Genomic DNA, 18,468 nt, shown 5'->3' with positions numbered 1-18,468 from the left:
AGCATGGCGGATCAAAAAGTTAATCTGTTGAATTATAATTATCAACAGCTACGCGAATTACTGACGTTGTGGGGGGAAAAACCCTTTAGAGCACAGCAGTTAATTCAATGGATTCACCAGGCTGGTTTGACCGAATTCACTCAAATGACAAATTTAGGGAAAGCTTTAAGAGAAAAGCTTTCCCGCTTATCCTTTATAGGATTACCTGAAATCATAACTTGTCAAAAATCAGCGGATGGTACCCATAAATGGTTATTAAAGCTGGAGTGTGGCAATTGCATAGAAACTGTATTTATCCCTGAGGCCAACCGCGGTACGCTTTGTGTTTCATCTCAAGTAGGTTGTGCTCTCAATTGTTCTTTTTGTTCTACTGCAAAACAAGGCTTTAACCGTAATTTATCCACTGCAGAAATTATTGGTCAAGTTTGGCTGGCGGTCAGAGAGCTATCACTTAGCCAAGGCGCACATGACAAACGAGTAACAAATGTTGTGATGATGGGCATGGGGGAGCCTTTGCTTAATTTTGACAATGTAGTCTCTGCGATGAACATTATGATGGACGATTTTGGCTATGGACTATCAAAGCGCCGAGTGACTTTAAGCACATCAGGGGTACTTCCTGATTTAGAGCGTTTAAGAACGGTCAGTCCTGTAGCTTTAGCCGTGTCGCTTCATGCTCCTAATGATGAGTTACGCAACGAATTAGTACCAATAAATAAAAAATATCCGCTAAAACAACTAATGGCACTTTGTAAAACATATTTTAAAGATGAGCCTCGCAGAAAAGTAACCTTTGAGTATGTCATGTTAAAAGGAGTTAATGATCAACCAGAGCATGCGACTCAGTTGATAAAACTACTTCGGGATGTCCCTGCAAAAGTAAATTTAATTCCGTTTAATCCTTTTCCGATGACGCAATATCAACGCTCATCGCAAGCCGCTATTGACGCTTTTAGAGATCGATTAATTAGCAATGGCATTAACACTATTACACGCAAAACGCGAGGGGATGATATTGATGCGGCCTGTGGGCAATTAGCAGGGGAAGTTAAAGACAGAACAAGCCGCTCTCAAAGATGGCAAAAGCTTCATTTTATCCCTAAAACCAATCAAACAGATAATATTACGATTCCCGTTGATTAATTAGTTTAGAAATGCGATGACAAATCATTTTTAATTTCTCAGTTAGCGGTTATAATGCAAAATCATTTCTAATCTCAAGTGGTAATTGTGCTAAAAGCTTTACGGTTCTTGATAATAATGGCTTGCCTGTTTTTGCTGGCTTGTCATCATACCAAAACGAATCCAGTAGAAAACAGTAAAAAACCTGATCTGAGCAAGGCAGCATCGTTTAACGTGCAATTAGGTTTAGGTTATTTAAAACAAGGTGATAGACCAAGGGCAAAAAAGAAGTTTCTTACTGCCTTGGAGCAAGAGCCAAACTCACCGGATGTTAATGCTTCAATCGCATATTATTTTGAGCAAACCAATGAGTTAGAGCAGGCCAAAAAATACTATTTAAAAGCTATTTCCTTATCTTCCAATGGTGGGGCTCAACTTAATAACTATGGAACTTTTTTGTGCCGTCAAGGACAGTACAAAAAAGCTGAAACATATTTTTTAAAAGCTGTTAAAGACGAGCAGTATGTCCATACTGCTGGAGCATATGAAAATGCAGGCCTTTGTGCTCAGGCTATTCCAGATCTCGACAAAGCCAAGTTATACTTTACGAGTGCGTTAAATCAAGATCCATCTCGGCGGGTATCTCTTTATGAACTGGTTAAGATAGAAAGTAAAGAGGGGCATGACAGCGAAGCTCTGGAAATGATGCAAAAACATCCTGATTTGGTTTTAAATGACATGATTTTTTTATCTTTAGCTAAGGATATTGCTAACAAAGCAGGGAAGTATGAAATAGCAGCAGAATATGAAAATAACTTAAAAAAAATGGATCCGCATACTGATAATAGTGGAGTAAATAATGAATACAACGCCGTCAATGGATGAAATAAATAATCCTGAGATTAATAATCCAGGAGTACAGCTTTCAAGTATACGTCAACAAAAAGGTTATTCTATCGAATATGTAGCGAGTAAACTGCACTTAAGAACACGTATTATTGAGTTAATTGAAACTGGTGAGTTTAATTTATTACCGGAGCCTGTTTTTGTGAAAGGGTATTTGCGCGCCTATTCTAAACTATTAGGTGTTTCTCCTGATCCTTTTCTTGCTGTATTTGATACCCAATACGTATTTGAAAAAAAACCAGAGCGTGCTCTATGGCAAAGCAAGCGAGAGTCGCATAAAGCTGAACACGTCATTCGTTGGTTTACTATAGTATTTGCTGTGGGAGTTATGGTCGCAGTGGGTGTTTGGTGGCAAAAAAATAGAGACAATCAACCTGTTTATTCAGCTAAAAAGACTGTAAGCGATTTATCTCTGAATCAAACGACTAATGAGCTAAAATTAACCGATTTATCCAAGATGAAATCTTTGTTGGCTCCTAGCGCTCAGATGTCACCATTGGAGAAAAAAGGTGTCTGAACGAATTCAAGCAATCCGAGGAATGAATGATGTATTGCCAGATAGAACGTCTATGTGGCGGTATATTGAGCAAAATTTTGTTGATTGTCTTTCACGATATGGTTATCAGGAAATACGTTTTCCCATTATTGAAAGTACGCAATTATTCAAACGAACTATCGGTGAGGTCACTGATATAGTAGAAAAGGAAATGTATACGTTCAATGATCTCAATGGGGATAGCTTAACTCTCAGACCCGAAGGGACTGCCGGATGTGTTCGAGCCTGTCTGGAAAATGGCTTGTTACACAATCAACAGCAAAAACTATGGTATATGGGACCAATGTTTCGCCATGAGCGACCCCAAAAAGGGAGATATCGCCAATTTACTCAGTTTGGCGTTGAAGCTTTTGGAATGGCTGATTCAACTATAGAACTGGAATTGATATCAATCTGTCGCAGATTATGGACACAGCTGGGTTTTGCTAATGACGTTGAGTTACAGATTAATACTTTAGGCGAATTATCTGAAAGACAGCGCTATAAAAAGGTATTAGTAGAGTATTTGCGTGATCACTATGATGAGCTGGATGAGGACAGTAAGAAACGATTGGAGAGAAATCCCTTGCGTATTCTTGATAGCAAGAATCCTGATTTACAGCAACTGATAGCCAAAGCTCCCAAATTAATTGATGTTTTAGACGAAAAAAGTCGCGCGCACTTCCAATCATTTTGTGATGGTCTGAACGCATTAGAAATACCTTATACCATTAATCCATTTTTAGTTAGAGGTCTTGATTATTATGGGCATACTGTTTTTGAATGGGTTACTGATAAATTAGGTAGTCAGGCCACTGTGTGTGCGGGGGGCCGGTATGACGTATTGGTTGAGCAACTTGGGGGAACCTCTACACCTGCGGCCGGTTTTGCTTTGGGTATAGAAAGAATTCTTCTCTTGATGGAAACATTAAATTTATCAGAAAAAAGTACTAGTAAAGAGTCCTTATTTATTATCGCTACAAATGCCCAAGCGGTGTTAAAGGGATTAGTTATCGCGGAAACAATTCGCAATACCTACCCAACCATGGAAATAATAACCAATACAGCTGGGGGTAGTTTTAAAAGCCAGTTTAAAAAAGCGGATAAAAGTGGAGCCAGACTGGCTTTGATTTTAGGCGAAGATGAAATTGCGAATCAACGAGTTAGTATTAAAGATCTGCGCAAAGAAGCAGAGCAAATAACTGTTGAACAGAGTAATATCAATCAATTTTTACACGATTATTTAGGATAATTGCGGGAGCGGATTATGTCAGTGTATATGACGGAAGATGAACAATTAGAAGTAATGAAAAAATGGTGGAAACGTTACGGGAACATTGTAACTGTTTTTTTGTCACTGATCCTCCTTTGTATCGCTGGATATAGGTATATGAACTGGCATCATGACAAATTAACGCAGCAGGCATCCGTTACTTATGAAAATATGATGATTGCCTTGTCAAATCAGAATATAAAATCCGTAAGATCCTATGCTAATGAATTAATTAAAGATTATGATCATTCTGTATATGCAGATGTAGCTCACATGACGCTTGCAAAAATTTATGTTTCTAAAAATAAGCTCGATCAGGCTAAAGATGAATTATCGATTGTAGCCAATAAGAGTAATATGGCCGCCTTAAAACAAATAGCAAAGATTCGTATTGCACGCATATTGGCGGCAAAGAAATCCTATGCAAATGCATTAAGTGAATTGAGTACGATCGAAGATGAAACCTACTTGCCCGTCATCAATGAATTAAAAGGTGATATTTATGGAGCAACGGGGCAATACCAGGAAGCAATCGCAGCTTATCGCTTAGCCATAGATGAGGTAAAAACGAATGGGATGGGTAATTTATTTTTAGAAATGAAAACCAATGAATTAGCCGTGAAAACTCAATCCATGATTTCTGATGATAAAAAAGTGCAATCTACTTAATTTTTATTGATAATAATAAGGTTTTAGTTTTATGAAAATTCGATTATTAGTTTTATTGATATGTTCTCTGGCTCAGGGATGTTCCCAAGTTGATGATTACATGCTGGGCAAGGATAACACTCCTAAGCCAAAAGATTTAAAACAAATTGAGCCCCAAATTAAAGTATCACAGAATTGGAGTTCACCTGTTGGAAAAGCACATAAAACCAAGGAATACTTAAAACTTAAGCCAGTAATTCGTGGCGATATCATTTATACAGCTGATGTTAGCGGCTTAATCCAGGCAGTTAATAAAAGTGATGGTAAAATCAAATGGTCTACCCAGTTGAAGCATGGCATTGTCAGTGGGCCAAGTATATCAGAAGGATTTATCGCAGTTGGAACTAATGCATCTACTGTGGCCTTGTTAAACCAGGCAGATGGTAGAGAGTTGTGGCAGAATAAAGTTTCAGGTGAGGTCTTATCGCCGCCGGCATTAGCTCATCAAAAAGTAATTGCAAAAACTATCGATGGTAAAGTATTTGCCTTTGATGCAGTAAATGGGAAACAATTATGGACAGCCGAGCATGGCTCCCCGAGTCTGGTGCTAAAAGCGAGCTCTTCTCCAATTATTGTGGATAATTTAGTTCTTATTGGCTTTTCTGACGGCCAATTAGATGCTCTGGAGCTGCAAACTGGCCGTGTAGTCTGGCAGCGTAGTATTGCTTATGCTACAGGAGCAAGTGATGTGGAACGTTTGGTAGATATCGATTCTGATCCTATAGTAAAAGATAAAGTGGCCTACTTAGCCAGTTATCAGGGATACATCGGTGCTTTATCGCTTACTGATGGTCAATTTATCTGGCGCAAGCCGGGCTCTGTGTATAAGAATATGGTGTTAAGCGCTAATACTCTATATTTGACGGATAGCAATGATGTTATTTGGTCTTTAGATAGACGTACAGGCCATGTTAACTGGAAACAAACCGCATTAAAAGCAAGAGGTCTTACAGAACCTGTTCTCATCGGCCATGATCTGGTTGTTGGGGATAAAACAGGGTACTTACATTTTATCGGATCGCAAACGGGAGAGTTATTGGCACGTTCGCAATTATCTGGTGGAGTAACTATATCTCCAAATGTAGTTGGAAAAAAACTGTATGTATTAACCGACAATGGAATGCTCAATCAATTATCTGTGAGTTAATTAATGATCCCTGTTATTGCCCTTGTTGGGCGCCCAAATGTCGGAAAATCGACACTATTCAATAGACTAACTAAAACACAGGATGCTCTTGTTGCTGATTTTCCTGGATTGACCCGTGACAGGCAGTATGGACAAGCTCTATACAACGACAGGCCTTTTATTGTAGTTGATACTGGTGGTATTGGAGTTGAGGATATTGCTGTTGATAATTTAATGTCAAAACAGTCAGCAATTGCTCTAAATGAGGCCGATGTTGTTCTCTTTATCGTTGATGGACGATCCGGATTAACGGGTATAGATGAAAATATTGCTGCTAATTTAAGAAAGCTTAATAAAAAAATTCACTTGGTTGTAAATAAAACTGAGGGATTGGATGATGATATAGCCTGCTCTGACTTTCAATCTTTAGGCATAGTGGATGTACACTCCATTTCAGCATCACATGGTAGCGGTATTAGTGGTTTACTTGAAGAGGTTTTAACTCCTTTTAATTCTGAAGTTGAAGAGCTAACGAATGATCATGCAATTAAAATAGCTTTTGCAGGTCGTCCCAACGTTGGCAAGTCAACACTGATTAATCGTATTTTGGGTGAAGAACGAGTTGTTGTTTATGATATGCCAGGGACAACCCGTGACAGTATTTCGATTCCCTTTGAAAGAGATAACCAACATTATATCCTTATAGATACAGCCGGAGTGCGGAGAAGATCCAGGGTCGACGAGAAAATTGAAAAATTCTCTGTAATAAAAACATTACAAGCTATAAAAGAATCTAATGTTTGTCTGCAACTTCTTGATGCTAATGAAGGGATCACTGATCAAGATATGAATTTACTTGGTTTCATTATCGAATCTGGTAAAGCTTTGGTTATTGCAATTAATAAGTGGGATGGTTTGGATGAAGAACATAAAGAAAGGGTAAAGGATGAACTCTCTAGGCGATTACATTTTGCTAATTTTGCCAAAATAAGATTTATATCGGCCTTGCACGGCAGTGGTGTGGGCGGATTATTTAAAGATATAAACGAGGCCTATGCTTCAGCCACCCAGTCTTTTTCTACGCCAAGATTAACCAGGTTATTGCAAGATATTAGCACAAAACATACTCCTCCTTGTGTTAATGGTCGTCGAATTAAGTTAAGGTACGCTCATATTGGTGGGCATAATCCACCAGTAATTGTAATTCATGGCAACCAATTAAACGAACTACCGGAAAGTTATAAGCGTTACTTAAATAATGAGTTTATTAAGCATTTAGAATTAGTAGGTACTCCTTTAAAAATCGAATTTAAGGGGGGGGACAATCCTTTTGCAGAGAAAAAAAATAAACTATCTCAAAGACAAGTAAATAAAAAAAGAAGATTAATGAAGCGAGTTAAAAGTAAAAAATAGTGAGCCTATCGCGTTGTTGCGAGCTTGGCGAAGCAATCAAGAGCGATGCTTTGTTGAAAATCCGCTCTAGATTCCTTCACTTTGTTCGTAATGGCGACTGTTTCTTATCTGGCTCTCAAGAAATTGACTCACATTTTGATCCCGGTTGCAAGCAACCAGGCTACATGTACTTAGGTTGGATACCTATCTTATTAAAGTCGTTAATAAGTTACACTCTTAATGTTAATACGTCACAAGGCGCATGATTTACTGCAGCATTTGCTGTACTTCCTAGAAAAGAGTGTAGCCCTGTGGATGCATGGCTACCAATAATTATAAGCTCACAACGTAACTCTTTAACTTTATTAAAGATGTGCTCTTTAACGGAGCCAATTTCTACAAATTGTTGTTTAACTGGTATATTAAGTGTTTCGCCAATAAGCGATAAAACGGTTTGTGCATCATCTTTAGCCGGATTTGCTAACTCTGTGAAGCCAAGTCCTTGAGCCAGCTGAATGCTTGCAGGTAACTCAATAACATGTAAAAGAAAGAGGGTTGCATGAAATTGCTTTGCAATTGCGGCTGCTTTTTTAGTGAGATGACTGTGTTCACTGAGTAAGTCTGTAGCAAATAAAATATTAGAATACATAAAGACCTCTTCTTAAATAGAATCATTAAGTTATAGTGTAGTAGATCCTTTGATTAGAGTAACTGAATATTTGGATTTATTTCTAAAAGAGGAAGAAGAACAAAGTCTCTTGACTGCATATAAGGATGCGGAATCGTAAGTTTCTTAGTGTTTACCCTTCGATTACCATATAAGATAATATCAATATCAAGAGTTCTTGGTCCCCACCGTTTCTTTCTTATTCGCCCCTGTTTGTGTTCTATTTTTTTACAATGCTTTAATAGCAATAAAGGGGGCAAAAGAGTTGTAATCTCTACTATTGCATTACAAAAATCTTGCTGCACCTGGAGTCCCCAAGCCTGATTCCAATATAAACTTGAGGTTTTAATCACAGAAGTAGACGGAATATTGCTAATGGACTCTATGGCTTGCCTGATTTGACGTTCAGGAAATTTTTGATTAGATCCCAAGCCTAGATAGCATACATTCATTTTACAACTTTGGGTTTTCGTCTACGTCTGGGTTTTGCAGGAGCAGCCGGGGTAATTAGAGCAATCATATTAGCTTGTTCCGTTTCATCGACCTCTTGAAATGTTGTCCACCACTGGGCAAGCTCCATGGATTCGTCTCCAGACAGAGCTCTCAAGGCCATAAAATCAAAAGCAGCTCTAAAACGAGGATGTTGAAGCAAGTTGTATGCTCTGCCTCCAAGTCTTTTGCTAAAACGGTATTGCAATAACCAGATCTCTCTTACAACTTGAGTATAACGCTTGGGAATGGAAATAATCTTATTTTGCTCTGCAATAACTAAAGACATGGCCTTTTCTATAGCGGGCAATGGATCTAATCCAGAGCTTTGTAATTTTTTAGATAGTTCTATCATAGGAAACCATAGCAGTACTGCAAATAAAAACGCAGGGGTAACTGGTTTACCATCACGAATTCGCGTATCTGTATTTTCTAGCGCAATACCAATTAAGGCATTAACAGGATATTCGCTCTCCAATAAAGAGGTGGTCTGGGGACACAAGTGATGAAACAATCCATATTGGATCAAAAGTCTTTGAACTGTTTCTGCCTCACCACATTGATATAATTTTGTTATTTCATCAAATAAGCGTGAGTTAGAGACGTGGGTGATCAGGGAACTGATTTGAGGGAAGGGCGCCTCAGTCTCAGGAGCAAGTTTAAAATGTAATTTAGCGCTAAATCTTACCGCCCGTAACATACGTACTGGATCTTCTTTATAACGGGTAACCGGATCTCCTATCATTCGAATTAGCTTTTTCTGGACGTCTTTAACGCCGCCAGTAAAGTCAATTATGGAGGAGTCACCAATATTGTAGTAAAGAGAATTAACAGTAAAATCCCGGCGCCATGCATCTTCATCAAGAGAACCATAAACGTTATCCCGGACTAGCATGCCGCGTTCATTGGTTTGTTGGCTCGAATCCACGGCATCATGTCCACGAAAAGTGGCTACTTCGATAATTTCTCTGTGAAATAAAATGTGAACCAGTTTGAATCGACGACCAATGATTCTGCCATTGCGAAATAAATTTTTAATTTCATTTGGCGTAGCATTAGTTGCAACATCAAAATCTTTAGGTGCTTTATGAAGCAATAAGTCACGAACACTCCCTCCGACAAGATAGGCTTGAAAGCCACCACTTATTAAGCGATTAAGCACTTTAATGGCATTGTTGCTAATGTCCGCTTTAGATATGGAATGTTTATTTCTAGGGATTATATAAGCTGAATCAACAGGAAGTTTAGGTCCTCTATTTTTTTTTAACAGCTTTTTGATAAATTTGATGATTGTCGTTTCTCACTTGATAAATTAGACAGAAATAATTATAACGAAGCAAACGAATAAAGTGAATCATTTACCTTTACAAATATTTTAGAGAGAATGAATATTTACGCCTTATCTTAGGATGATACATGGATTTTATTGATATTGGTTTGAGTTTAGTTGCTTTAATTATTCTTGAAATTGTTTTAGGGATAGATAATTTGGTTATCTTATCCATTTTGACTGAAAAACTTCCCAAAGAAAAAAGAAAAAAAGCGCGCAGATGGGGGCTTACTTTTGCCTGGGTAACTCGACTAATATTATTGGGCTCAGCCGTGTATATGGTCAAATTAGTGAAGCCCCTTATGACTATTGGCAGTTTTTCCTTCTCGGCTCGGGATATATTTTTACTTCTTGGTGGTGCCTTCTTAATTTGGAAGGCAACAGATGAAATCCATCAGGATGTGATGGATGAACCCCCTGCAACCCCCGTATCCACGAAACTGCGTTCTGCTGCTACTTTTAGAAGTGTTGTCCTTCAAGTAGCCTTACTGGATGTTATATTTTCTTTAGATAGCGTGTTGACTGCAGTGGGTTTAACCACCCAATTTTGGGTAATGGCCTTAGCGATTACTTGTGCGATCCTTATTATGATTTATGCCAGTGAGCCGGTAAGTGCGTTTATAAGCAAACATCCAACTATAAAAATGCTGGCGCTTAGTTATTTAATTTTAATCGGTACGGTGTTAGTTGCAGACGGTTTCTCGTTTCATGTCCCCAGAGGATATTTATATTTTGCCATGGGATTTTCTTTAGGGGTTGAGTCTTTAAATTTAATCAAGAAGGCACGAAAAGAACGTCAAAATAACTTGAGGAAGTAGCTATGTTGTTTGTTAAATCATTTCATATTATTGCACTTGTAGCATGGTTTGCTGGTTTGTTTTATTTGCCTCGATTATTTGTATATCATGCGGACACCAAGGATACCATTAGTGTTGAACGATTTAAGGTGATGGAAAGACGACTCTATTATGGAATTACCTGGCCTGCAGCTGTAGCCACCACTTTATTCGGGATATGGTTAATCTGCTATAATCCTGCTTATTATTTAAAAGCGCCCTGGATGCATGCCAAATTGAGCCTGGTGCTTTTAGTATGGGTTTACCATTTATCTTGCGGTCATTACCTTAAATTATTTTCTTCAGATAAAAACGTCAAATCCACTCGGTTCTTTCGTTTCTTTAATGAAATGCCCACTTTATTGCTTGTGGGCATCGTATTATTAGTTGTTGTTAAGCCGTTTTGATTCTAATCCATTTCAACCATATCAAAATCTTCCTTACCAGCACCACAATCAGGACAAAACCAGTTTTCAGGTACATCAGCCCAGAGTGTACCTGGTTCAATTCCATCTTCCGGCCATCCTTCTGCTTCATCATAAATAAAGCCGCAAATAACACAAATGAACTTTTTATATTCTTGCATAACTAGAACTCGTTTCCCAAAAAGGGGTAATTTATCTACTGGAAGACATTATGTAAAGTTAAAACTCAATTATAGTCATTTATTTTTGCTAAATAAAACAAAGGCGGTTACCATTGTCGGTTAAAAATAGTCTTAAATAAGCTGATAAGAAGGTATTTCTTTCTCATTCTGACGATTATGGGAAATATCCGGAGATCCCAGGAATCTTGAAAATGTTAGCTGATTATTACTGAATTATTGCGTATTAACTAGGAATGGATTTTTTATGACTCGATCTGCAGATTTATTTCATCATGCCCTAACAGTAATACCCGGAGGCGTTAATTCACCTGTACGTGCTTTTAAAGGTGTAGGTGGATCTCCTATTTTTTTTAAACAAGGTAAGGGTGCCTATCTTACTGATGTGGATAATAATGTATACATTGATTATGTTGGTTCCTGGGGACCCTTAATTCTTGGACATTGTTATCCTGCTGTTATAGATGCTGTGGATAAAGTTCTTCATAGCGGTATGAGTTTTGGGGCCCCAACGGAACTTGAAGTTCAGCTTGCTCAAAAAATTATTTCCTTGGTTCCATCTATTGAAAAAGTGCGCATGGTAAATTCGGGTACAGAAGCAACCATGACAGCAATTAGATTGGCACGTGGCTTTACCAAGAGAAATAAATTTATTAAATTTAACGGATGCTATCACGGCCATAGCGATAGCTTATTGGTAAAAGCCGGTTCCGGTCTTCTAACCTTAGGGATTCCATCTACTCCAGGCATACCAAACAGCATTACTGAACATACTTTAACCGCGGATTTTAATGACCTGGATCAAGTGGCTCAACTTTTTGAAAAATATCCTGATGATATAGCTACAATTATTGTAGAGCCAGTAGCAGGAAATATGGGGTTTATACTACCTAAGCCTGGGTTTTTAAAAGGTTTACGGCAATTATGTGATCAATACGGTGCTTTATTAATTTTTGATGAAGTGATGACAGGATTTAGAGTGGGGCTTAGTGGGGCACAAGGTATTTTTGAGATTACTCCCGATCTGACTACTCTAGGTAAAGTAATTGGCGGCGGAATGCCAGTGGGGGCTTTGGGAGGAAAAGCTGAGATAATGTCGTTCTTAGCTCCCGAAGGTCCTGTATATCAAGCCGGAACTCTATCGGGAAATCCATTAGCTATGGCAGCAGGTTTAGCAACTTTACAGGAAATTGAGAAAGACGAGTTTTTTGCTGACTTAAGTAAAACTACTCACTCTTTAACTCAGGCTTTAGCTGCTGTTGCCGAAACCTTGAATATTCCACTTTTTACGGCATCCATGGGGGGTATGTTTGGCTTTTGCTTTACTGATAAGCAATCGGTTAGCAACTATGCGGAAATCGCCTCTTCAGATGAAATTTTGTTTAAAAAATTCTATCACGGAATGTTAGAGCAGGGCGTTTATTTTGCTCCATCTATGTATGAAGCAGGATTTGTATCCAGTGCTCATGGTGAGGTTGAAATCAAGAAAACTGAAGAAGCTGCAGAGAAAGTACTGACTCAATTAAAGCAAGACAGACCTTGATATAAAGCTGAGTGAGCTATATGGTCCACCGTAGCTCACATGAGTTAAGCATTTGTTTCCTGGATGAAGACGTAGTCGTAATCTGGGATTTCAGTGCATCGGAACAATGCATTTACCGGATTACGCCACGCTCATCCAGGCTATGTTTGACACTTTATGTTACCCTAAACTTAATTTAATTGTGGTGGGCAGGCTTTATCAAAGCTATTGATAGACCTTAAAAATTTAAAAATAAAATACTAGACAGCAATTTTTCCCCATGTCATATTCAAAAAGAACGACGCTAGCAAAGGAAGGCATAATATGTCGAGATTGAGTAGCAAAAAAGAGTTTTGGTATTCAATGCCGGAAGGAACTGCGGCCCTTTTTTTCATACAAGTCTTTTCTACCTTAAGTTTTAGCGTTCTCTATTCGACATTGGTTTTGTACATGAAAGGTAAATTGGGTTTGCCTGTTAGTACCGCGAACAGCATTATGGGAGTATTCATTGCCTTTAATTTTGCCCTGCATTTACTGGGTGGCTTTTGGGGCGGACGGTTATTATCCAATCGCTCCTTATTTTGTACGGGAATGATTGCCCAGGTTACAGGTTGTGTTCTACTGTCGGCTGGCGATCTCACTTTTTTGTATTATGGTTTAGCTGCATTTTTAACAGGATCCGGTTTAAATGTAACCTGCTTGAACTGCATGCTCACTCAACGATTTGCTCCCGACGATACCCGTCGCGAGATGGCATTTTTATGGAACTATGCAGGAATGAATATTGGTTTCTTCATAGGGTTTACGCTGAGCGGGATGTTTCAATTAACCCAAAACTATCAGCGACTTTTTCTTCTCAGTAGTTTAGGTAATTTAATTGCGTTGATTATTTGTCTTTATTGTTGGCATCAATTGTCTGATCGAGATACCGCATATTCCAGAAAAGAAAAATCGCTACAAAAAAAAGCCACTTTTTGGGGAGTAGGAGCAATTTTGATACTCCCTTTTTTACTAAGCCAACTCTTGCAATACGCGGACTGGGCCAATAAATTAATCATTGTAACTGCCCTGGTGATGCTATTACTTATTTTGTTTATTGCGCGTCAGCAACCTACTAAAGAAGCAAAGGATAAAATCAATGCTTTTGCTGTTCTCATGATTTTTGGAACAGTTTTCTGGATGTTATATCAAATTGGTCCCATGGGACTCACTGTTTTTATTGATCATAATGTGAGACGAGAATATGCCGATTGGATTATTCCCCCGCAATGGTTCCAGAATATCAATACCCTATCTATAGTGGTTGGAGGACCATTGCTAGGATTCTTGTTTAATAAAATGAGGCGAAAAGGGATTCAAATTAATATTCCTTCCCAGTTTGCTATGGCCTTGCTTTTTATTGGTCTTGCTTTTGTTATACTACCTATAGGTATAGCCTATGCTAATTCAGAGGGCTTGGTTAATCCAGGCTGGATAGTCATTAGTTATATTTTACAGAGTATCGGAGAGCTTTTAATATCTCCAATCGGTTATGCTATGATTGGTTTTTTGGCACCGGCATCAATGCAGGGCATTATGATGGGGATGTGGATGCTCAATACGGGTGTTGGCGCTACATTATCAAGTTATAGTTCTAATTTAATGATAACAGGCTCTGAAAATAGCTCTGCCATACTAACTAATGCGGGTTATAGCCAGGTATTTCTAATGTTGGGCTTATTTGCGATTGGCTCCTCATTTATTCTTTTTATTTTGGTTTCTAAATTGAGAACATTGATGCGGGAAAAAAAACTGGACACTACTAGAGAATCCGATTTAACCGCTACGAAACGAGTAGTTTTATGTGAGTAGTCCTTTTATACCTATTAAAACGGCTGATCTTGAGTGGCGAGATGGTTTGCCGTTTTCCATTTTATATGATGATATTTATTTCTCTGCTGAAAGTGGAGTTAAGCAAAGTCGTCATGTATTTATTGACGGCAACGATTTAATTAATCGTTGGTTAAACCTGCCTAATGATGTCCCCATTGTTTTCAATATTGCAGAAACAGGTTTCGGTATTGGCTTAAATTTCCTTCTCACCTGGCAGCTGTGGGAGCGATACGCACCACCATCAGCTCGGTTACATTTTATTTCCTGTGAAAAAAACCCATTAACGATTGCCGACTTGAAAAGGTGCTTAAATCTATGGCCAGAACTTGCTGAGCAAGCCAATCAATTGATAGACAATTATCCTGTCTTGACACCCGGATATCACCATTTATCGTTTAGCAATAGCCGCGTGATCTTAACGTTGATGCTTGGGGAGGCATTCGAGAGTTATGAACAATTACTAATTTGCGGTGAATCAATATTAGAGTCTGATTTACGAACTACCTTTATTGATGCTTGGTATTTAGACGGTTTTTCCCCGAAGAAAAATGAAAGTATTTGGTCCGATTCATTACTAAAAGTTATTGCTATGCTTTCAAGAGAAGGGACTACCTTAGCCACCTATACGGCGGCGGCCTCGGTTAAATCTATAGTGAATGAAGTGGGATTTAGAGTAGAAAAAAAGAAAGGGTTTGGCCAAAAGCGCCATATGATTAGCGGTTATTTTAAAAAAAATGCTCCACTTAGATTAAAGACGCGGCATACTCCTTGGCATGTAGGTGCTTCTGCGAGACAACAAAAAAAAACAGCACTTATAATAGGAGCAGGTCTGGCTGGATCTTATACCGCTTATTCACTTGCTAAGCGGGGTTGGCAGGTGACCATTATTGATGAGTTAGACGCAGCAGGACAGGGTGGTTCAGCAAACCAACAGGCTATATTATTTCCTAAAGTGTCTGCATATAAATCCCCTTTAACTCAATTTATGTTATCTGCCTTTTTATATGCCAATCAAGTTTATACGCAAATATTAAATCAGCTAAAATTAGGCGAATTAAAGGGCTCTTTATTACTTGCTCATAATGACAAGGAAAAAAAAGCACAGCGTAGTTTAGAGGATTGGCTTCTTCACTATCCCGAATTGGGAGAGTTAGTCAATGAACAACGTGCTTCCGAGTTAGCTGGAATATCTTTAGATAAAACAGGGTTATTTATTCCTTTGTCTGGATGGATTAATTCTCCTGCTTTATGCCAGGAGTTAGTCAAGAGCGATAGAATCAATTTATTAACCAACTATAGTGTGAGTTCATTGGTTTTTGATAATCATCAATGGGTGATTCATGATATTGAGGCGCCTGTGTTAATTTTAGCTAATGGTCCTCGAGTTAATTCGTTCAAAGAGACATCACATTTACCCGTAAAAACCATTCGCGGGCAAATGACGGCAATTCAATCCACAGCCAGTAGTAATCAATTAATAATCCCTCTTTGTGCCGAGGGCCATGTTCTTCCTGAACTAAATGGAGCTCATCACTTTGGAGCAACTTATGAGCCTGGAATGACAACTGCGCCGATATACGCTACTGATGATGAAAAAAATATGATGCGTCTAAATCAAATTACGGATGAAGAGCTGTGGTCTAAAAAAGTTGTGGCGCATTGGGCGGGGCTAAGGGCTGCAACTCCTGATTATTTACCTTTAGTAGGGATGGCTCCTAAAATGGAGGAGTTTATCTCCTTATTTGCTGGTTTGGAAAGTAATTCAAAACGATGGATAGCTAAAGCAGGCTCTTATTATCCAGGCCTTTACATCTGTGCAGGATTTGGGTCTCGTGGATTAACTACGGTTCCTCTTTGTGCGGAATGGCTTGCCGGATTAATAAACAATGAAATCAGTAGCTTACCAAGAAATCTGATACACGCACTATCCCCTTCTCGATTCTTACGTCGTAATATAACGCGCGGATTTAAAGAACTGTAATCATCATAGCAGGGACTTGGATGCTGTTCCCTTTTTATTATAAAAAATAAATTGAGATGCGTTTCTCATTGGAGCATAATAATAACCCTCTAGGGATCACGGAGTAGATGAATGGCCAGTTCTATGGGCAAGATTTTCAAAAATTTAATAAAGGAAAATAAACCTCTGCAAGTTCTGGGTACTATCAATGCCTATACTGCAATGCTCGCTGAATCTGCTGGTTGTAAAGCAATTTATTTATCCGGAGCAGGAGTTGCTAATGCTTCTTATGGCCTACCCGACCTTGGCATGACCAATCTATCCGAAGTACTGGAAGATGCACGTCGCATTACCGAGGCAAGTTCTTTGCCCCTTTTAGTTGATGTCGATACAGGATGGGGACATGCTTTTAATATTGCAAGAACAGTTAAACTCATGGAAAAAACAGGGGTTGCTGCTATTCATATTGAAGATCAAATAATGGCTAAACGATGCGGTCACAGACCTAATAAAGCTATTGTTTCAATTAAGGAAATGGGCGACAGAATTAAAGCGGCAGTAGATGCCCGTCACGATTCGGATTTTGTAATCATGGCCAGGACTGATGCCTATGCAGTTGAAGGAATGAATGCTGCCATAGAAAGAGCAGCTTTGTGCATTGAGCTTGGCGCAGACATGATTTTTCCTGAAGCGATGACCACTTTAGACGAGTATCAACTTTTTACCAGAAATATTAATGCACCAGTACTCGCTAATATTACAGAGTTTGGCAAAACTCCATTATTTACTCGAGAAGAACTTGATAAAGCAGGGGTTTCTTTAATTTTATATCCATTGAGCGCTTTTAGAGCGATGTCTCAAGCTGCTTTAAATACTTATCAAACCATTATTCAAAAAGGTACGCAGCAATCAGTATTGGATAAAATGCAAACTCGTAATGAGTTATATGAGATTCTTGATTATAACAGATATGAACAAAAACTAGACCAACTGATGGAGGATGAAAATGAGTAGTAAGAGTGGAGGTTTAGCTGGTGTAGTTGCGGGGCAATCAGCAATTGCTACTGTTGGGCTAGCAGGTAAGGGCTTAAATTATAGAGGATACTCAATTGATGATTTAGCCGCATATGCAAGTTTTGAAGAAGTAGCTTACTTATTACATTTTGGCAAGCTTCCGACACAGAAGGAGCTTAACGAATATACTAAAAAGTTGATCAGTCTCAGGAAGTTACCTGAATCTTTAAAAACTGTTTTAAAGTTAATTCCCAAAAATACACACCCAATGGATGTATTAAGAACAGGATGCTCTTTTTTAGGGAATATTGAGCCTGAAGTCAATTTTTCACAACAATATGAAATTGCGGATCGTTTGTTGGCTTTATTTCCTGGAATGATGTGCTACTGGTATGCCTATCATTTTAAAAATAAAGAAATATCTGGTCTTACTGATGAACAAACTGTTGGTGGACATTTTCTTGCATTATTGCACGATAAAAAACCCAGTAAACTTGAAGCAGATATGATGAATGTATCATTGATTCTCTATGCGGAGCATGAGTTCAATGCGTCAACTTTTGCGGCCCGAGTGACCGCGGCAACTCTTTCTGATTTTTACTCTGCAATAACAAGTGCTATTGGCACACTACGTGGACCGTTGCATGGTGGCGCAAATGAAGCGGCAATGGAGTTAATTGAGCGCTTCAAAAGCCCCGATGAAGCAGAAACAGAACTGAAAAGAATGCTTGCCAATAAAGACAAGATAATGGGCTTTGGCCATAGAGTTTATACTACTTGTGATCCACGTTCAGATATCATCAAGAAATGGTCGTTTAGATTAGGCGAAGCAAAAGGCGATCTACTTTTATATCATATTTCCGAGCGCATTGAAGAAGTCATGTGGAGTGAAAAGAAACTATTTCCTAATCTCGATTTCTATAGTGCATCAGCTTACCATTATTGCGGTATACCTACTCCTTTATTCACGCCAATTTTTGTCATGTCGCGTATTACTGGATGGTCGGCTCACGTATTTGAACAAAGAGAGAATAATAAGTTAATCAGACCAACCTCAGAATATATAGGACCAGATCCCAGAGCGTTCCCTGCAATTGAGACAAGAGGTTAAT

General features: G+C 38.6%; 18 protein-coding genes. 14 read left to right on the top strand and 4 right to left on the bottom strand.

The genetic code is table 11. The annotated features are described in order from the left end of the window. The first annotated feature begins 3 nt into the window (after positions 1 to 3). The 7 genes from rlmN to der all read left to right on the top strand — a co-directional run bounded on the left by rlmN (position 4) and on the right by der (position 7,083). Positions 4 to 1,143, top strand: a complete 1,140-nt coding sequence (gene rlmN / locus LOX96_RS13025; protein ID WP_250422370.1) for a dual-specificity RNA methyltransferase RlmN — start codon at positions 4 to 6, stop codon at positions 1,141 to 1,143. Positions 1,144 to 1,230: 87 nt separating this feature from the next. Beyond that, on the top strand, positions 1,231 to 2,007 hold the full coding sequence (pilW, locus tag LOX96_RS13020; RefSeq protein WP_348645847.1) for a type IV pilus biogenesis/stability protein PilW: 777 nt from the start codon (positions 1,231 to 1,233) through the stop codon (positions 2,005 to 2,007). After that, a complete protein-coding gene (locus LOX96_RS13015; protein WP_250422376.1) occupies positions 1,982 to 2,545 on the top strand; it encodes a helix-turn-helix domain-containing protein in 564 nt (187 codons plus the stop codon). The genes pilW and LOX96_RS13015 overlap by 26 nt, the downstream gene beginning before the upstream one ends. Beyond that, on the top strand, positions 2,538 to 3,815 hold the full coding sequence (gene hisS / locus LOX96_RS13010) for a histidine--tRNA ligase (protein ID WP_348645848.1): 1,278 nt from the start codon (positions 2,538 to 2,540) through the stop codon (positions 3,813 to 3,815). Before LOX96_RS13015 ends, hisS begins: the two co-directional genes overlap by 8 nt. Positions 3,816 to 3,830: 15 nt before the next feature. After that, positions 3,831 to 4,505, top strand: a complete 675-nt coding sequence (locus LOX96_RS13005) for a YfgM family protein (protein ID WP_250422377.1) — start codon at positions 3,831 to 3,833, stop codon at positions 4,503 to 4,505. A 31-nt stretch (positions 4,506 to 4,536) separates the two neighbouring features. Next, complete coding sequence (gene bamB / locus LOX96_RS13000) at positions 4,537 to 5,691, top strand: outer membrane protein assembly factor BamB (RefSeq protein ID WP_250422379.1); 1,155 nt, start codon at positions 4,537 to 4,539, stop codon at positions 5,689 to 5,691. A gap of 3 nt (positions 5,692 to 5,694) precedes the next feature. Continuing rightward, positions 5,695 to 7,083, top strand: a complete 1,389-nt coding sequence (der, locus tag LOX96_RS12995) for a ribosome biogenesis GTPase Der (RefSeq protein WP_250422382.1) — start codon at positions 5,695 to 5,697, stop codon at positions 7,081 to 7,083. A 208-nt stretch (positions 7,084 to 7,291) separates the two neighbouring features. On the opposite strand, the gene LOX96_RS12990 is transcribed toward der, so the two are convergent. From LOX96_RS12990 to pcnB, 3 genes are read right to left on the bottom strand one after another with little or no spacing between them, the layout of a single operon-like run. Continuing rightward, positions 7,292 to 7,711, bottom strand: coding sequence for a universal stress protein (locus tag LOX96_RS12990; RefSeq protein ID WP_250422384.1), 420 nt, complete (start codon positions 7,709 to 7,711; stop codon positions 7,292 to 7,294). A gap of 53 nt (positions 7,712 to 7,764) precedes the next feature. Then, on the bottom strand, positions 7,765 to 8,181 hold the full coding sequence (folK, locus tag LOX96_RS12985) for a 2-amino-4-hydroxy-6-hydroxymethyldihydropteridine diphosphokinase (protein ID WP_250422386.1): 417 nt from the start codon (positions 8,179 to 8,181) through the stop codon (positions 7,765 to 7,767). Beyond that, positions 8,178 to 9,488, bottom strand: coding sequence for a polynucleotide adenylyltransferase PcnB (pcnB, locus tag LOX96_RS12980; RefSeq protein WP_250422493.1), 1,311 nt, complete (start codon positions 9,486 to 9,488; stop codon positions 8,178 to 8,180). Before pcnB ends, folK begins: the two co-directional genes overlap by 4 nt. A gap of 146 nt (positions 9,489 to 9,634) precedes the next feature. Here pcnB and LOX96_RS12975 point away from each other — a divergent pair, with 146 nt between their 5' ends. Beyond that, the gene (locus tag LOX96_RS12975; protein ID WP_250422387.1) at positions 9,635 to 10,366 is read left to right on the top strand and encodes a TerC family protein; all 732 of its coding nucleotides are present in this window, start codon (positions 9,635 to 9,637) and stop codon (positions 10,364 to 10,366) included. A 2-nt stretch (positions 10,367 to 10,368) separates the two neighbouring features. Next, positions 10,369 to 10,791: a protoporphyrinogen oxidase HemJ gene (gene hemJ / locus LOX96_RS12970; protein WP_250422389.1), complete on the top strand. Its 423-nt coding sequence runs from the start codon at positions 10,369 to 10,371 to the stop codon at positions 10,789 to 10,791. A gap of 2 nt (positions 10,792 to 10,793) precedes the next feature. Here the strand turns inward: hemJ and LOX96_RS12965 are convergent, their stop codons facing one another. Beyond that, a complete protein-coding gene (locus LOX96_RS12965; protein ID WP_173237114.1) occupies positions 10,794 to 10,970 on the bottom strand; it encodes a rubredoxin in 177 nt (58 codons plus the stop codon). Positions 10,971 to 11,235: 265 nt separating this feature from the next. Between LOX96_RS12965 and hemL the strand changes: the two genes are divergently transcribed. From hemL to prpC, 5 genes are all read left to right on the top strand, one after another. Continuing rightward, a complete protein-coding gene (hemL, locus tag LOX96_RS12960; protein WP_250422391.1) occupies positions 11,236 to 12,531 on the top strand; it encodes a glutamate-1-semialdehyde 2,1-aminomutase in 1,296 nt (431 codons plus the stop codon). Positions 12,532 to 12,873: 342 nt separating this feature from the next. Then, positions 12,874 to 14,361 (top strand): peptide MFS transporter, encoded by a 1,488-nt coding sequence (locus LOX96_RS12955; RefSeq protein WP_431606641.1) that lies wholly within the window; start codon positions 12,874 to 12,876, stop codon positions 14,359 to 14,361. After that, positions 14,354 to 16,363, top strand: a complete 2,010-nt coding sequence (gene mnmC, locus LOX96_RS12950) for a bifunctional tRNA (5-methylaminomethyl-2-thiouridine)(34)-methyltransferase MnmC2/FAD-dependent 5-carboxymethylaminomethyl-2-thiouridine(34) oxidoreductase MnmC1 (RefSeq protein WP_250422396.1) — start codon at positions 14,354 to 14,356, stop codon at positions 16,361 to 16,363. Before LOX96_RS12955 ends, mnmC begins: the two co-directional genes overlap by 8 nt. Positions 16,364 to 16,474: 111 nt before the next feature. After that, a complete protein-coding gene (prpB, locus tag LOX96_RS12945) occupies positions 16,475 to 17,356 on the top strand; it encodes a methylisocitrate lyase (protein ID WP_250422399.1) in 882 nt (293 codons plus the stop codon). Beyond that, positions 17,349 to 18,467: a bifunctional 2-methylcitrate synthase/citrate synthase gene (gene prpC, locus LOX96_RS12940; protein ID WP_250422401.1), complete on the top strand. Its 1,119-nt coding sequence runs from the start codon at positions 17,349 to 17,351 to the stop codon at positions 18,465 to 18,467. The genes prpB and prpC overlap by 8 nt, the downstream gene beginning before the upstream one ends. Position 18,468: the final 1 nt, after the last annotated feature.

Source organism: Legionella maioricensis (assembly GCF_023618015.1).
Taxonomy (GTDB): domain Bacteria; phylum Pseudomonadota; class Gammaproteobacteria; order Legionellales; family Legionellaceae; genus Legionella; species Legionella maioricensis.
Note: the sequence above shows the minus strand (reverse complement) of the source record. Positions and strands in the feature narration are given on the sequence as shown.

Coding starts and splice junctions, on each gene's coding strand:
- LOX96_RS12990 (WP_250422384.1), bottom strand. CDS start 7,711: ATGTATTCTAATATTTTATTTGCTACAGACTTACTCAGTGAACACAGT.
- hemJ (WP_250422389.1), top strand. CDS start 10,369: ATGTTGTTTGTTAAATCATTTCATATTATTGCACTTGTAGCATGGTTT.
- folK (WP_250422386.1), bottom strand. CDS start 8,181: ATGAATGTATGCTATCTAGGCTTGGGATCTAATCAAAAATTTCCTGAA.
- der (WP_250422382.1), top strand. CDS start 5,695: ATGATCCCTGTTATTGCCCTTGTTGGGCGCCCAAATGTCGGAAAATCG.
- LOX96_RS12975 (WP_250422387.1), top strand. CDS start 9,635: ATGGATTTTATTGATATTGGTTTGAGTTTAGTTGCTTTAATTATTCTT.
- prpB (WP_250422399.1), top strand. CDS start 16,475: ATGGCCAGTTCTATGGGCAAGATTTTCAAAAATTTAATAAAGGAAAAT.
- LOX96_RS12965 (WP_173237114.1), bottom strand. CDS start 10,970: ATGCAAGAATATAAAAAGTTCATTTGTGTTATTTGCGGCTTTATTTAT.
- hemL (WP_250422391.1), top strand. CDS start 11,236: ATGACTCGATCTGCAGATTTATTTCATCATGCCCTAACAGTAATACCC.
- LOX96_RS13015 (WP_250422376.1), top strand. CDS start 1,982: ATGAATACAACGCCGTCAATGGATGAAATAAATAATCCTGAGATTAAT.
- LOX96_RS12955 (WP_431606641.1), top strand. CDS start 12,874: ATGCCGGAAGGAACTGCGGCCCTTTTTTTCATACAAGTCTTTTCTACC.
- bamB (WP_250422379.1), top strand. CDS start 4,537: ATGAAAATTCGATTATTAGTTTTATTGATATGTTCTCTGGCTCAGGGA.
- prpC (WP_250422401.1), top strand. CDS start 17,349: ATGAGTAGTAAGAGTGGAGGTTTAGCTGGTGTAGTTGCGGGGCAATCA.
- LOX96_RS13005 (WP_250422377.1), top strand. CDS start 3,831: ATGTCAGTGTATATGACGGAAGATGAACAATTAGAAGTAATGAAAAAA.
- rlmN (WP_250422370.1), top strand. CDS start 4: ATGGCGGATCAAAAAGTTAATCTGTTGAATTATAATTATCAACAGCTA.